Annotated in this window: 15 protein-coding genes; 1 reads left to right on the top strand and 14 read right to left on the bottom strand. The window is 58.9% G+C overall.

Annotation, left to right across the window (positions count from 1 at the left end; all coding sequences use genetic code 11):
• Nucleotides 1–8 precede the first annotated feature (8 nt).
• The 4 genes from PEL8287_RS05095 to PEL8287_RS05110 form a co-directional block, all read right to left on the bottom strand.
• Nucleotides 9–2,105 carry a N,N-dimethylformamidase beta subunit family domain-containing protein gene (locus PEL8287_RS05095; protein WP_085891265.1) on the bottom strand — a complete coding sequence of 699 codons (2,097 nt, stop codon included), beginning with the start codon at nucleotides 2,103–2,105 and terminating at the stop codon, nucleotides 9–11.
• Between the two features lie 4 nt (nucleotides 2,106–2,109).
• Entirely contained in the window at nucleotides 2,110–3,504 is a 1,395-nt protein-coding gene (locus tag PEL8287_RS05100; RefSeq protein ID WP_235862200.1) for a TRAP transporter large permease, read from the bottom strand.
• Nucleotides 3,501–3,983 carry a TRAP transporter small permease gene (locus tag PEL8287_RS05105; protein WP_085891266.1) on the bottom strand — a complete coding sequence of 161 codons (483 nt, stop codon included), beginning with the start codon at nucleotides 3,981–3,983 and terminating at the stop codon, nucleotides 3,501–3,503. Before PEL8287_RS05105 ends, PEL8287_RS05100 begins: the two co-directional genes overlap by 4 nt.
• Nucleotides 3,984–4,060: 77 nt before the next feature.
• On the bottom strand, nucleotides 4,061–5,059 hold the full coding sequence (locus PEL8287_RS05110) for a TRAP transporter substrate-binding protein (protein WP_085891267.1): 999 nt from the start codon (nucleotides 5,057–5,059) through the stop codon (nucleotides 4,061–4,063).
• 113 nt (nucleotides 5,060–5,172) lie between these two features.
• Here PEL8287_RS05110 and PEL8287_RS05115 point away from each other — a divergent pair, with 113 nt between their 5' ends.
• Entirely contained in the window at nucleotides 5,173–6,096 is a 924-nt protein-coding gene (locus tag PEL8287_RS05115; RefSeq protein ID WP_085891268.1) for a LysR family transcriptional regulator, read from the top strand.
• Between the two features lie 3 nt (nucleotides 6,097–6,099).
• Here PEL8287_RS05115 and PEL8287_RS05120 read toward each other — a convergent pair whose 3' ends face one another.
• The 10 genes from PEL8287_RS05120 to PEL8287_RS05165 form a co-directional block, all read right to left on the bottom strand.
• The gene (locus tag PEL8287_RS05120) at nucleotides 6,100–7,224 is read right to left on the bottom strand and encodes an alpha-hydroxy acid oxidase (RefSeq protein ID WP_085891269.1); all 1,125 of its coding nucleotides are present in this window, start codon (nucleotides 7,222–7,224) and stop codon (nucleotides 6,100–6,102) included.
• 22 nt (nucleotides 7,225–7,246) lie between these two features.
• Nucleotides 7,247–7,801: a sulfopyruvate decarboxylase subunit beta gene (comE, locus tag PEL8287_RS05125; RefSeq protein ID WP_085891270.1), complete on the bottom strand. Its 555-nt coding sequence runs from the start codon at nucleotides 7,799–7,801 to the stop codon at nucleotides 7,247–7,249.
• A complete protein-coding gene (gene comD / locus PEL8287_RS05130) occupies nucleotides 7,798–8,304 on the bottom strand; it encodes a sulfopyruvate decarboxylase subunit alpha (protein ID WP_085891271.1) in 507 nt (168 codons plus the stop codon). The genes comE and comD overlap by 4 nt, the downstream gene beginning before the upstream one ends.
• 52 nt (nucleotides 8,305–8,356) lie before the next feature.
• On the bottom strand, nucleotides 8,357–8,761 hold the full coding sequence (locus PEL8287_RS05135) for a universal stress protein (RefSeq protein WP_085891272.1): 405 nt from the start codon (nucleotides 8,759–8,761) through the stop codon (nucleotides 8,357–8,359).
• Between the two features lie 23 nt (nucleotides 8,762–8,784).
• Nucleotides 8,785–9,771 carry an alcohol dehydrogenase catalytic domain-containing protein gene (locus tag PEL8287_RS05140; protein ID WP_085891273.1) on the bottom strand — a complete coding sequence of 329 codons (987 nt, stop codon included), beginning with the start codon at nucleotides 9,769–9,771 and terminating at the stop codon, nucleotides 8,785–8,787.
• Nucleotides 9,768–10,538 (bottom strand): SDR family NAD(P)-dependent oxidoreductase, encoded by a 771-nt coding sequence (locus PEL8287_RS05145; RefSeq protein WP_085891274.1) that lies wholly within the window; start codon nucleotides 10,536–10,538, stop codon nucleotides 9,768–9,770. Before PEL8287_RS05145 ends, PEL8287_RS05140 begins: the two co-directional genes overlap by 4 nt.
• Complete coding sequence (gene hisD / locus PEL8287_RS05150; protein ID WP_085891275.1) at nucleotides 10,531–11,838, bottom strand: histidinol dehydrogenase; 1,308 nt, start codon at nucleotides 11,836–11,838, stop codon at nucleotides 10,531–10,533. Before hisD ends, PEL8287_RS05145 begins: the two co-directional genes overlap by 8 nt.
• 9 nt (nucleotides 11,839–11,847) lie before the next feature.
• On the bottom strand, nucleotides 11,848–13,179 hold the full coding sequence (locus PEL8287_RS05155; RefSeq protein WP_085891276.1) for a TRAP transporter large permease: 1,332 nt from the start codon (nucleotides 13,177–13,179) through the stop codon (nucleotides 11,848–11,850).
• An 8-nt stretch (nucleotides 13,180–13,187) separates the two neighbouring features.
• A complete protein-coding gene (locus tag PEL8287_RS05160; protein ID WP_085891500.1) occupies nucleotides 13,188–13,703 on the bottom strand; it encodes a TRAP transporter small permease in 516 nt (171 codons plus the stop codon).
• 126 nt (nucleotides 13,704–13,829) lie between these two features.
• On the bottom strand, nucleotides 13,830–14,978 hold the full coding sequence (locus PEL8287_RS05165) for a TRAP transporter substrate-binding protein (RefSeq protein WP_085891277.1): 1,149 nt from the start codon (nucleotides 14,976–14,978) through the stop codon (nucleotides 13,830–13,832).
• Nucleotides 14,979–14,994: the final 16 nt, after the last annotated feature.

The raw sequence follows: 14,994 nt of genomic DNA on the forward strand, positions 1-14,994 counted from the left end.
ATAACAGGTTAACCCACTTTCCGGCGTAGATAATTTTCCAGCAAACGAGAGATATCGTTGTCGAAATCATTCCACGGCAGGCTGCCGCAGAAGGTGATAGAGCCGGTTGAAAACACCGATCCACCGCCTGAACAGTCAAAATAGATCATGTCGGCATGTTTGGCTTCGTCCTCGGACCCGCCGGTAAGGTTGGTCAGATGGGTTAACATTTCCTCGGGCACCAGCATGAAATCGTGATTGTCGCCGGTAGAGCGGGCCAGGATAGTCAGGTCTTTTGGTGAGCCGAGGCGATGATCGACGTGGTCCAGTTCGAACCCGGCAGCGCCGTTGCCGCTGAAGCCGAAATCGCCCAAGACATCATTTTCAATGCCCTCAAACAGCCAGTCAAAGGCCGGATCCTTGCAAAGCCGCAGATAAGGAGAGCCATAGAATTCACCCTGCGCGGCAAAGCCGATACCGACCAGATCCTGCGGTGCGCGGCCGCTGCGCCGCCAGAGTCCGCCATAGGTGCCGTCAAAGGCGTTGTAGTATTCGCCCGGTTCCGCCGCCCAGGCACGGATGCCGTCCTCGGCCCTGCGGATTTCAAGCAGGCTGTTGTTTTCACGATGTCGGGCGATGCGCCAGTAAAATCCGTTGCCACCTAGGTATAGCAGGTTGCCGCCAGAATCGCGATATTCGCGCAGGGCATCCAGCGTTTCAGCCGTATGGTATTCGGGGTGGGTGGTTGTGGTTACTGCCTTGTAACCCGCGATAGCGGCTGCGCCGTCTTCGTGCAGTTCGGTATCGGTGATGATGTCATAGCTGATGGATTTGGCGTGCAGCCAGCTGATCAGGTGACTGTCCGCCTGAAAATGCCGCAAGCCCGAACAGGGCGTGGTGCAGAAGGTCAGATATCCGGGGCGCAGGTTGAAAAGCGGCCGGTGATGTGAGGCGTGGCAGATGCCCGACCCGTCGGAATGAGTGTTGTAGGTCGACATGCCATAGTCGCGGTATTCGGCGGCATTATACGGATAGGCGCCCCATTCAGCGATCCGTTTTTGCCAGGACGGATTGTAATCTGGGCGGGCGTGGTTGCCATAAATCACATAGGTGAAAGTGGGGATCAGAACGCACAAATCAGAGGTCCGCTCGCCTTTGGGCGGGCAGACGTAGAACGGCATGGCATCTGCATCGCTGTCGCCCTCGATCCGCATGACGTAGACGCCCGAGGGCATGCCATCCGGGATCGTGAAGCTGAAATCAGTCTCCCAGCCGAAATCGTAAAGGTCGTCGTCGTGAAAGTGGATGGCGCCGTAGTGATCGGGTTTGTGGCGCCAACACATCTCGGACGCGTCCCAACCCGAGCCGGTCATGCCACGTGCGGGGAAATTGATTAGCGTCAGGCCGGGCCCGGTGAGGGCCGGAACGCGGGCCGAGGGTGTATTGGCGGCCAGATCCCACACGGCTAGCGGGGTGTCGCCAGACGTTATTGACGGCGCTTCGACCTTGCCGTTGAAATGGGCCGTGGCCCGGGGCCCGTCCTGTCGGGCGGCAAGAGTGACCGTGGCGTTGATGGCGGGCAGGGCCGCGGTGCCTGACACCGACTCGGCCAGGGTTGTGTCGCGGCTGATCGGGGTCAGGGTCAGGGTGAAATAGCCATCGGCGAATTCGGCGCTGATCCGCGCCCACTTATGAAGGGTCAGTGGCTGGCTGGTGATAAGGCGCTGGTTGCCGACCAGGGCAAAACCGTGCCCGGCTGCATCAAGGCCCAGTGCAATCGGGCCAAGCCCAAGTACAACCTGATCCTGGCCGGTGATCCGTGTTGGCAGGATCGTAGCGGCAAGCGTCAGGGCCTGACCCGCCTGGATTTTGAGGGCGGTGTCGCTGGTGCCGTATGACCCTGAAAAAAAGGGCTGGTGGCGGGATGGGACATCGCGGGCAGTGAACCAAGCGCTGGCGTCTTCCTCGACAATGCCTTGACCTGCGGGGTTTGGATCGGCGCAGATGGACCGCATGAGGCGGGCGCGAAACGGGGCGTCAAGATGCGATGAGACCTTGAATTCAATGGTCTCACCCGGGCGCGCCGACAGGCGATCCGTGTAGCCAGCTAGCGGGACTTCTTTCATTGTTTTACCTCAGTTGCGGACCGTAGACCATGTCGGGCAGGAAGGTGACCCAGTCCGAGAAAAAGACCAAAAGCAGGATCATCAGCATGTAGGGGATCAGCAGGGGCAGGACACCAACGGAAATCTCCTCGATTGTGATCTTGCTGATCCGTGCAGCGACAAACAGGTTGACGCCGATCGGCGGGGTGAGAAATCCGATCTCGCAGGTCATGACCGTGAAGATGCCAAAGACCACCGGATCAATCCCAAGGCTGGTGATCAGGGGAAAGAAGACGGCGGTGAAGATGATGATCTGCGGGATGCTTTCAAGCCACATGCCGACAAGGATATAGAAGACGCCGATCAGCAGCATCACCAGCCAGGGATATTCGACAAGCCCCTGAAACAGGCCCAGCACCGCATCGGGTATATCGAACAGCGTAACCAGTTGGCCAAAAGCTTTGGTCGAGCCAAGGATGAACAGCACCGAGCCGATGACGATCGCGGTGAATTTGAAGGCGTGGAACAGCTTTGCCCAGGTCAGTCCGCGATAGATGAACATGCCTACGAAAAGGCCATATGCCACGGCAACGCCTGCGGCCTCGGACGGGGTGAAGATGCCGGCATAGATGCCGCCAAGGATGATCACGGGGGCCATGACGGCCCATTTACCATCCCAGAAGGCCGTGAGCAGCGGACCCCAGCGGAATTTTTCGCCGGTGCCGCCATAGCCGTTCTTGACGGATATGATGAAGACCACAATCATCAGCATCAGGCCCAGCACAATGCCGGGCACGATGCCCGCCAGAAAAAGGCGCGGGATCGACACGTCGGTGACGAGCGCGAAGATGATCAGCAGATTTGAGGGCGGGATCATGCTGCCAAGCGCGCCTGCGGCGGCGGCAATCGCACCGGCAAAGCGTGAGCGATAGCCTTCTTCCTGCATAGCCGGAATGGTGATCGAGCCGATGGCAGCAGTGGTGGCGGGGCCGGACCCCGAGAGTGCGGCAAAGAACATGCAGGCCACGACCGTCACCAGCCCGAGGCCACCCTTGTAGGCGCCAACAAGTTTCTGCGCGATATTGACCAGTTTTTCGGACATGCCGCCCTGTTCCATCAACTGACCTGCCAGAATGAACAGCGGGATGGTGACCAGCGGGAAGGGTTCAAACGCCGTCCAGGCGGCCTGGGCCATCAACGTCATCGGGACGTCAGCGAGGTAAAGCCCAGCTACTGTGGCAATCCCGGCGGCAAAGGGGATGGGAACCCCAATGGCCATCGTAAACACAAAAACGACAGCCATGAGAATGGGGCCATTCACCCCCGTAGCGAAGGCGAGGGCAACGCCAATGGTCATTGCGGCAAGAATTGCCGTTGGTATGGCTGACGCGGTGATTGGGCTTCCTTTGACCGGGGTCATAGCGGCAGCCCTTCGAAGCGGTCTTTGCCCCACCGCCAATAGACCTGAAGGATGCGGAACAGCATCAGGGTGAACAGCATGGGAATGAACATCTGCACCCAGCGTTGTTCGATCCCCAGACCGGGTGTTTGGTAGGTGACGTTGAACAGCAGTTGCGTGTAGGCGGTGGTTTGCACGATCATGAAGATCACAAATGCAAGCCAAAGCGTATCAGCCAGCACAACCGAGGCCACCTGCAGGGCCCGTGGCAGTCGGCTGACCAATAGCGTGATCCGGATATGCGCCCGGTCGCGAACTGCCATTGTAGCCCCCAGATAGACCGCGAAGATCATGCCGTAGACGGCGGTTTCTTCGGCCCAGGCCGCTGCGGTATGGAAGAAAAACCGCAAGACCACCTGCATCAGCACCGATCCGACAACCACGCCAAGAAAGAGCGTACAGAGCACTTCTTCGAAATACTGATCAAGTTTGGTCAGCATGATATCTTCCTGCGGATCGGGGAAAGGCAGGCATGCAAACCAAGGATTGCATGCCTTTTACTTTTGCGGAAAGCCGCCTATTCAGCAGCGGCACGAACGGCGTTGACCAGTGCGGTAAATTCGTCCCCTTTTTCAGACGCATACCGATCCTGAACGCGCTGGCCGGCTGCGATGAAGTCGGTTCGGTCAAACTCGGCCGTCTTCATACCGCCCTCGCCGGTCAGGAAGGCGCGGATTTCATCCACCTGCTTGGTCATTTCCTGTTTTTGGTAGATCCCTGCATCACGGGCGGCGCGCATCACGGCGTCTCGCTGAGCATCATCCAGTTTCTTCATGATCCGGTCGCTGGCGAAGAGTGGTGAGAAATAGGTGAAATGCTCAAGCGCGGTGAAATACGGCATGATTTCATAGAATTTCTGCGACTTGATGAAGGATGTCCCGTTGTCGGCGCCTTCCACTGTACCTGTCTGCAGTGCAGTGGGGGTATCTGCCCACGGAAGCGGGATGGGGGCGGCGCCGAATTCGGTAAAGGTGTCAATCATCACCTGGTTCTTGGGAACGCGGACTTTGAGACCCGCCATATCCGCCATCTTGGTGATCGGGTTGCGCGAATTATAGAAATCGCGGTCACCGACAAAGCCAAAGGTCAGCAGGTGAACGCCTGTTGCTGCATGCAACTGGCTAGCAAAACCGGAACCGACCTTGCCTTCGAGGACGCGGTAAGCGTGGGCCTTGTCCTCGAAGATATAGGGCAGCACAAAGGCATCCATCAAAGGAAAGTGCGGCGAGATATTGTTGCCGGTGATGATATGCATATCAACGGTGCCAAGCTGCATCGCTTTGAACGCTTCGTCCTCGCCCATCAGCTGGCCGCAGCAGCGCACTTTGACGTCGATTGTGCCACCGGAATATTCCTCGGCCAGTTCTTCGAATTTGTCGGCCAGAACGGCGTAAGAACTGCCTTCGGCCGCAGCATAGCCAAGGTTGATTGTGACGTCGGCCGCCTGCGCGGCGCCGACCGTCAGGGAAAGGGCCGCAACGGACCCCGCAAGGATTTTTGGAAAGGTGAGTGACATGACAGCTCCCGGGTGTTGGATGTTTTTATTCTTATTGTTGTGAGCAAAGGGTAGCGTGGGGGAATGCGCAAGTATAATATCAATTCATCCGTTCTTGATGCAGAAAAGGTATTATGAAATTTGGCCTGCGCCATATCCGCTATTTCCTTGCTGTTGCCGAAGATCTGAATTTTCGCCGCGCGTCGGAAAAGCTGAATATCTCGCAACCGGCCCTTAGCCGGGCGATCCAGCATCTTGAGGCCGATCTGGGCGTGCAGTTGTTCGCCAGATCGCAAAGCTTTGTCCGGCTGACCGAGGCGGGGGTCGTGTTTCGTGATGGTGCGCGCGCTGTGCTGAACGGGATGGAGGCAACGGTGGACCTGACACGTCGCATAAACCGGGGTGAGGCGGGCGCGCTGCGTGTGGGATATACTGACTTCGCCATTGCCGGCGCCCTGCCCGAGTTGTTGAAGCAGTTTCGACTGGGCCAGCCGGGTATCACTATCCGCCCGCATCATGGGGTAACGTCAACTCAATTGAGGGAACTGGATGATGACAAGCTGGATATTGGTTTTGTCACTGGCCCGGTAAGGCAGGCTGGTCTGGGACGACGCGCGATCCAGACCGACCGCCCGATTTGCATCGTGCATGAAAGCCACCGGTTTGCGCAGCGCAAATCCTTGCGGCTAAAGGATCTGGCGGATGAGGATTTCGTGCATGGCCCGGCCAAGGATTGGGCGCATTTCTATGACTATCTTTTTCCGCTGTGCCGCCGCGCCGGGTTCATGCCCCGGATCGTGCAGGAGGCCTTCAATTCGGTGGGCATTCTGGGCCTTGTATCTTGCGGGATGGGGATCACGATATTGACCGAGACAATTTATAATTTTGCTTCGGGGGGGCTGGTGGCGTTGCCGCTGGAGGACGTACCCGAGGTGATGTTAACCGAGGCGGTGTGGAACAGTGACAAGGCAAGGCTGCCGACGCTGCAATTCGTGGAGTTTCTGGACCAGCAGATTGCGTTGGGTCAGATCGGGGCGCTGCCGCTGGCAAGAAGCTGAGGTTCAGGTAATGTCGGGCATCAGACAGTGGTTCAGGTCTGTCATTGCCGTCTGCCCGATCTGAGCCAGAGTCAGGCTGATCTCGTCGTTCAGAACGTCCCAAAGCTGCGCCAATCCTGCCTCACCCTTTGCCGCCATGGCAAACAGGAACGGGCGCCCAAGAAAGGCGAAATTGGCACCCATGGCGTAGGCCTTGATGATATCCTCGCCCGAGCGCAGACCGCTATCGTAGAAAAGCGGAAACCTGGGCCCCACTGCCTTGCGGATCGCAGCCAGCATCAGGATTGGCGGCGGCGCGCTGTCAAGTTGGCGGCCACCGTGGCTGGATACCTGAATGGCATCGACACCGGCCTTTTTCAGATGTTTGGCATCCTCGACACTCAGCACGCCTTTGACCACCAGTTTGCCAGGCCATTTGGCGCGCAGCCGGTCCAGATAGGACCAGTCGGCGGCGGCGCGGCTTTCGGTACGGTCAAACGCGTCGGCGCCATCGGGGAAATTGGCCATCTGCGGTTTGCCTTTGGCCAGAGAAGACAGCGACCATCGCGGATGCAGGGCAAAGTCGACGAACTGCCTTGGCCCGATGCGGAAGGGCATTTTGAACCCGTGGCGCAATTCACGCGGGCGGCGGCCTACTTCGGGCACGTCCAGCGTCAGGACTAGGGTTTTGTATCCGGCTGTTTTCGCTCGTTCGACCAGTTTCATGGTGCCCGAGCCGTCGCCGCTGAAATAAAGCTGGAACCAGGCGTGCCCATCGGCCGCGTCAATCATTTTTTCCAATGAGGTCGATGCGACGGTAGACACGCCCACCGGTGTTTTGTACCGGGCCGCCATGCGCGCCAGCATCAGATCGGCGCCGGGCGTGGACAGGTTGCACATGCCCATAGGGCTGACGCCGAAGGGCACGTTTGCATCGTGATCAAACACCTTCACGCCAAGATCGCGGGTCTTGACGTTACGCAAGATCCGCGGCTGCAGGCGCAGGTCACGCAGGGCGGTGCGGTTCATTGCCTCGCCGTGGCCCTCGCCTGCGGCGCCGTCGATGTAATCGAACACCATCCATGGCAGACGGCGCCGCGCCAGATGGCGGGCGTCGTCGCAGCAGTGGATGCCAGTACGCGGCAACATCGTGGACCCCTTTTGCGTAACGTCAGGCCTGAACGGCCTTCATGAAGCGGTCACGGATAACGACCGGATCCATGGTGATGACCGGCACCTTGATGTTGCCGCTTTCGCATTTGCAAACAATGATCGTCATCTTGTTCGAGGCCAGCGCCTTTTCCAGCACGTCCTTGGTCTCGCTCGCCTGACATTCAATCACCGTTTCACAGCCACAGGCCTTTGCCACGGCGGTGAGCGAGGTTTTCTTGCCGGCATAGGTTGGCTGATCGCCGGTCGAGCCATAGCTGCCGTTGTCGATGATCAGCAGGATATAGTTGTCGGCCACGTTGTTGGCGATGGTTGGCAGGGTGCCAAAGTTGGTCAGGACAGAGCCGTCACCATCAATCGAGATGACCTTTTTGTTTTGGGCCAGAGCCAGCCCAAGCCCGATCGAGGACGAAAGGCCCATAGTGCCAAGCATGTAGAAATTGGTCGGTTGATCATCCAGCAGGTGCAACTCCTGACTGGGCAGGCCGATGTTGCACACCACAAGATGGTCGCGGATTACAGGCGCGATATCGCGCAGAACGTCAGAGCGGATCATTGGTCTCCGTAGCCTCCCCAGAAAGACGCGTCGGTCAGGATCGCGACAGGTTTGTTGCACATGAATGTGTATTTCAGGATCGCGTCCAATTCGTTGGCGTCCGATTCCCTGTGGAAATGATAGGTCGGGATATTCAGCTGGGCCAAAAGCGCCTTGGTATGCACCGCCATTTCCACCTGACAGGCCACCGGCTCGCGCAGCTCGCCGCGATAGCTGATCAGCATCGGCAAGGGCATGCGGTAGAACTGCGTCAGGGTGGCCAGCGTGTTGATGGTCACGCCGATCGCCGTGTTCTGCATGATGATGGCGGGGCGTTTGCCGCCCATGAAGGCGCCGGCGCAGAGGCCCATACCCTCGTCTTCTTTGTTTGAGGGGATATGGTAAATCTCGGGCCGGGCTTCGATTTCGTCGATGACACCGGCCAGCTGCTTGCAGGGCACGGTTGTGACGAAACTGATGTCATTGGCGACCAGATCGTCGACGATTTTCGTGTGGATGGACACGTCTTTTACTCCTTGAAGTCAGGAAGGTGGGTATTGGCAGGAAACACGGGTTTTACCGCAGTACATGAACGGAACAGGGGGCGTGCCGGACAATCCGCGCAGCGGTTGACCCCAACAGAAAATCGCGCAGGCCGGGTTTATGCGATCCGATGACAATACAATCGGCCTTTATTTCGTTGGCATAGTCGATCAGTGTGCGCCCGGTATGACCTTTGAGCAGGACCGCTTCGACATCTGGCGCATCCTTGACCCGGCTGGCCAAATCGTCCTTTACACGTTGCAACGCAGCGGCGACCGCCTCTTCCGAGACATAGGTGCTGGCTGATCCCTGAAGCGGCTCATAGACATGCACAGCGCGGATCTTGCCGCCGTTAGATGTTAGTGCGCGGGCGGTATCGATGGCCGTCTCGCCGATGCCATGTTCGAGGGACAGGGATACGATAACATTTTTATACATCGTGGTTCCTTTTTACTGCCAGCTTATCCCGAGATCTCGGGGTTGAGTATAATCTTCGGGGCGGCGATACGGCCTGCGCGGATATCTGCGAAGGCCTTCGCGCCGTCGGCGAGGGGGCGGGTTTCGACCCAGTCAAGCGGGCCCAGGCGATTGTTAAAAATGGCCTGTGCCGTATCGCGGAAATCCTGAGCGGTATAGGTGTAGGTGCCGATAAAGGTAATCTCCTGCAGGGTCATGCGGCGGATATCCAGCCCGCCGGTATCCTCTCCCAGCCCGATGTGCAGGATGACGCCGCCGGGCTGTGCCAGTTCCGACGCGGTAGCGCGGGTGGCGGCATAGCCCACCGCATCCACGACGATTGCAAATTGTCCGTCGCCTGCCGCCACGGCTTTTTCATCGCAGTGCAGTCCGAGAAACGCGCGCCGTTCTGCATTCGGCTCGACAATCGTGATGTCACCGACCCCCATTGCGCGCAGCGCCAGCGCCGCACCCAGCCCGATGGCGCCACCGCCGATAACGATGGCTTGTCGATCGGCCGCAGGGTGCAGCGCCTCCAGACCTAGCCGTACCGCGTGCCAGCTTACGGCAAGGGGTTCGGCCAGCGCCGCCTTGCCTGTGCTGATGTCGTCGGGGATGGCGACAAGATTGCGTTCTGGCATTGCCACATACTGGGCAAATGCGCCTTCGCGGGGTGGCATCGAGATGATCTGGCGCGTCGAACAAAGATTTTCGCGTCCGGATATGCAAGCCGGGCAAGTGCCACAGGTCACCAGCGGGTTGATTGTCACACGCTTGCCTTCACGCGGGCCGCCGATAATGGTGCCTGCGGCCTCGTGTCCAAGGATCAGCGGGGCGGGGCGGCGGTTGTCGTGGCCCAGGTAGGCATGCATGTCGGACCCGCAGATACCCACGCTTTCGACGCGGATCAGCGCCTCATCCGTCTTGGGCTGGGGCATCGACGCGTCCCGGTAATCCAGCGTCTCGGGGCCAGTGTAAATCAACGCTTTCATTTTGCGGTATATCCTCCGTCCACCATCAGGATCTGCCCGGTCACATAGGCCGAGGCGTCGGAACACAGAAACAACAGCGGGCCGTTCAGATCGTGAGGTTCGCCGTTGCGGCCGATACAGGTTTGCGCGGCATTGCGGGCGGCGCGCACCGGGTCGTTGAACACCGGCGCTGTAAGTTCTGTACGGATGAATCCGGGGCCAATCGCGTTGGCGTTGATACCAAATTGCGACCAGGCTTCGGCCATGGCACGGGTCAGCTGGCCGACACCGCCCTTGGTGGCGCCGTAAGCAATGCCGCCCGGAAAGGCACGGGTCGTCTGCAGAGAGGCGAAATTCACGATCCGGCCCCAGCCCTTTTCCTTCATTGCGGGCACAAGATGCTGGCTGAGGAAAAAGGGTGCCGACAGGTTGAGCGACAGGGTGACATCCCATCCTTCGGGTGTCACGTCGTCGGCAGCCTGCCGGGTGTTGATGCCTGCAGCGTGGATCAGGATATCGGGTGCGCCAAAGGGTTGTGCCACCTTTTGGGCCAGATCGGCCAGACTGTCGCGATCCGCCAGATCGTGCGGCACGCTGGCGGCGGCCTTACCGATATCGGTCTGCCATTCTGCCAGTTGATCTGCCCGGCGGGCCACGCCGACGACACGCGCGCCGGCCTGTGCCAGCACCGTGGCGGCCTGCCGGCCGAGGCCAGAAGAGGCCCCGGTGACGCAGGCCACATGGCCCGTCAGGTCAAACAGACCCGATATGCAGGAAACCTCAGCCATCGGCGGTCAGGTCAAAGGTTTCGTTGGGGAAATACTTGTGCAGGCGGATGTCCGCGGTGCGGGCGTGTCCCTCCATTCCTTCCAGACGGGCAATGCGCGCCGTCGCTTCGGCAACGGGTTTGGATCCTTCGCGGGTGGCGCGCTGCCACGTGACGATCTTCATATATTTGTGAACACTCAGGCCACCAGTATAGCTGGCCGCGCCCGAGGTGGGCAGCACGTGGTTGGTGCCTGCGGCCTTGTCGCCAAAGGCAACGGTGGTCTCTTCGCCCAGGAAAAGCGAGCCATAACAGGACAGGCGGTCCAACCACCACTCCAGATCCTCGGCCTGTACGGTCAGGTGTTCGGGGGCATAATCGTCGGATGTTGCGGCCATTTCCTCGCGGTCGGCGCAGACGATCACCTCGGCATAATCGCGCCAAGCGGCAAAGGCGTTGTCGCGGTTCACCTCAGGCAGATCGTCGATCAGGCCGGGAACGATGCGCATCACCTTTTCGGCCAGCGGACGGTTGTCGGTGACAAGCCAGACTGGAGAGTTATAGCCATGCTCGGCCTGCCCCACCAGATCGGTGGCCACGACCATCGGATCGGCGGCCGCATCGGCGAGAATAAGGCTATCTGTCGGGCCGGCGATCATGTCGATGCCGACACGGCCAAACAGCATGCGCTTGGCCTCGGCGACGAACTGATTGCCCGGACCCACCAGAATGTTCGCCTTGGGCAGGCCAAACAGGCCGAATGTCATTGCTGCGACGCCCTGAACCCCACCCATGGCAAGGATGGTATCGGCACCGCACAAATCGGCCGCATAGATGATCGCAGGGGCGACACCAACGCCAGGGCGCGGCGGTGAACAGGCAACGATGTGTTTGCACCCGGCGACGCTTGCGGTGGTGACGGTCATGATTGCACTGGCGATATGGCTATAGCGGCCGCCGGGGACGTAACAGCCGGCGCCGGTGACGGGGATGCTTTTCTGCCCGGCAATCAGACCCGGCACGACCTCGATCTCGATATCCTTGCAGGTCTCTTTCTGGGCTTCGGCAAAGCGACGCACGTTGTTGTGGGCGAACTGAATGTCCCGTTTGAGCTTTTCCGGCACCAGCGCCGCTGCTGCCTCGATCTCGGCGCGGGTGATTACGACATTGCCATCATATTGGTCAAACTTGGCGGCATATTCCATCGCGGCCTTGTCACCGCCTGCCTCGATGTCATCGAGGATGGCACGCACTGTGGCTTTCACATCCGAGGCATCGGATTTTGAGGTGAGGGTTGCTTTCTTTAGATACTCTCTGGGCATCTTTATCTCCTATCTGAGGTTGTCGGGCAGCATTGTCAGCGAGATCGCGGGAATGTAGGCGATCATCAGTGTGACAACGAGCATGAAGAAAACGAAGGGTCCGACGCGTGAGGCGATTCTGAGAACGGATTCGCCGGTTATGCCGGAGACAACGAAAAGGTTCAGACCCAAGGGCGGCGTGATGAATCCCACACCCAGAGCGGTAATCATCATGATGCAGAACTGAATCTCATGCATACCGATGGAATCTGCCAGTGGCTTGAGGATCGGCGCCAGGATCACGATATTTGGCGTGGTTTCCATGACGCAGCCCGCAGCAATCAGAATGCCGATCATTAATAGCGTCAGCAGGTAAGGGTCTTCGGTCAGCGATGACACAGAGGCCACGAAACCCTGCGGCACACCCATGATGGCCAGCGCCTGCGCCAGAGGCAGCGAAAAGGCGATGATCGGAAGGATGACGCCGTTGACCTTGGCCGAGCCTACCAGCATCGCAGGGAAGTCGGAAAACTTCAGCGTACGCAGGATAAAGCCCAGAATAATTGTGACGATCACGGCGGTCGCGCCGGCCTCGGTCGGGGTCAGACGACCCGAGAAGATGCCGTAAAAGATGATGCCGGGAACAAGGAAGGCGTACCAACCGCGCGCAATGGTGCGGCCCAGATTAGAGGCCCATTCACCAAAGCTCATTGGTTCGCCGCCCTCGTAGGCGTAGATGCGGTTCATCACCAGATTGGTCACCAGAATGGCCACCAGAATGGCGATGCCGGGGATAAGGGCCGCGATGAAAAGGGTCGAGGCGGATATGCCCAGAACAAGGCCGATGATGATATAGGCAATCGACGGCGGGATCAGCACACCAGTACAGGCGCCCGAAGCCACCAGCGCACAGGCATAGGGGCGTGGATAGCCGGATTCGACCAGCCGGTCGATTGTCATCCGGCCTACAGCGGCGGCACCCGCGGCGTCCGACCCCGAGATGGCCGAGAACATGCCGCAGACCAGAACGGTGGCCGAACCAAAGCCGCCTTTTGTCCAGCAGGTCAGCGCCTCGGCCACATCCAGAAATTTTCGACTAAGGCCGGTTCGCACCAGCACATCGCCTGTCAGGATAAACAAAGGCACAGCGGTGAGTGCAAAGGCATCAATTCCGTCGAACAGGGATTCGCCAACCAGTGACAGGGGCAGAGCGCCCGAAAGCAGCAACATGGCAATGGCCGCCGACCCGATGGAGGCCCAGATCGGAACAGCCAGGGCGCACATGATGACGAATATGATGACCGGCAGATAGAAATCCCAGCCAAGAATGACGGTTTGTTCTTCAATACTTGGAAACAGCATCTTGCACCTCAATCAAAGAGTTTGTCGCCTTCGTAAACGGGCGTGCCCGAACGAAGATCGCGGATGTCGCGCAACAAAGATTGCGTGAGGCGGAAAAGCATGAGGGTAAACCCAATGGGCACTGCCGCGAGGAACCAGACCATCGACACCCGCAGGCCATGACTGACCGAGCCGAACTTGGCCGAGACCATGACGGTTTCAAACGACCAGTAGAGCGCGATGAGGGCAACGGCGAACATGATCAGGTCGCCAAAGATGTACAGCAATGCTTTCATCCGCCTCGAGACGTAGTGCATGATCACGTCAATTCTTATGTGGGCGCGTTCGCGTACGGCCGAGGCGGCACCAATCCAGGCAAGGTAGATAAACGCGTAGCGCACGATCTCTTCGCCCCAGATTGAGGAGTAGGAAAAAATCTCGCGCCTCAGCACCTCTATGAACATCGTGGCAACCAGAAGAACGTAGAAAAACAAAAGCGCCCACCGTTCTGCGTTCTTGTTCAAATTCGACAAAAACTGATCCATAAGATTCTCGCTTTCGTGCTTGGCCAGGGCACATTCGGTGTTAACCGGTGCCAATAAAGCCTGAAAATTTTGGGAATGGCCGAGCCGCCAGATGTGCAGTGCTCTGGCGGCTCAATAGCCCGGGTCTTATGCGTCGTGTACGTAGTAGCGGCCTTTGGTGCCGGCAGCTTCTTCCAGTCTGGCAAAGGCGTCCATGGAACCGGCCAGTTCGGTCTTGAAACTGTCCCATTCGGACCGCTGATATCCGCCTGCCTCTTTCCACACTGCAAGCTGATCGTCGGTCAGTGAATGGAACTCAACACCGGCCTTGCGCAGTTCGGCCATGGCATAGTTGCGGGCTGAGGGCACTTTGGCCAGATTCTGATGGCCGGTGATTTCGGACGCAACCATGATACCGTCCTGAACATCGGCAGGCATCGAGTTGAACCATTCAAGGTTACAGGAGAACACCTGACTGTCGGGCACGGCCTGAGTAAAGGTGACATGGCTCAGGATGTCCTTGAAGCCGAACACATAAAGCGCACCGACGGACGGATCGAGAGCATCCGCAACGCCCTGTTTGATCGCCGAAGGTGTTTCGCCCCAGGCAACGGGCGTTGGGTTGGCGCCGACCATTTTGTAATACTGCTGCAGCATCTTCGAGCCGGGAACGCGGAATTTTACTCCGTTGAGGTCGGCGGGCGTGATCACGGCACCTGCGCCACCTTTGCGAACGGCCACAACCCGGGGGTCGATCACCACGTAGAAAAGCGCCTTGAAGCCTTTCGCCTCGACGTTGGCTTCGACATCGGTTTTCCACGCGTCGGAATGCACAAGGTTGGTGAACCGCTGATTGGAGCCACAGAAATAGGGCATGTTGATCAGGTCAGCCGCAGGGGCGAAGGCCGCAAAGTTCGACAGCGAATGCTGGGCTGCCTGAATGGTGCCGCCCTGTACCTTTTGTACCAGCGCACCGCCTGCGCCCAGCTGACCGCCGGGGGCCAGTTTCACATATACCTTGCCGTTGGTGGCATTCTGAATGTTTTCTTTCAGGTCCAGTTGCAGAATGGGGTAGCTGCGCGATGCGCCTAACACATAGGCGGTTGCAATTGTCATGGTGTGCTCTGCGGCGGCCTGACGGTCTTTTTCCTCTTTGGCGGTCTGTGCCGCAGCCTCGGATGACCAGAGCATGCCTGCCGCGCCTGCGACCATCGCGGCGGTAAAGCCACCGGATCCGGCAAGTTTTAGAAAGTTGCGCCGTTCTGCCGAGGCAAGTTCGTCACGTTCGTTGGTCATTGATAGTCCTCCCGTT

Origin of the sequence: Roseovarius litorisediminis (genome assembly GCF_900172295.1) — a bacterium.
Lineage (GTDB): Bacteria > Pseudomonadota > Alphaproteobacteria > Rhodobacterales > Rhodobacteraceae > Roseovarius > Roseovarius litorisediminis.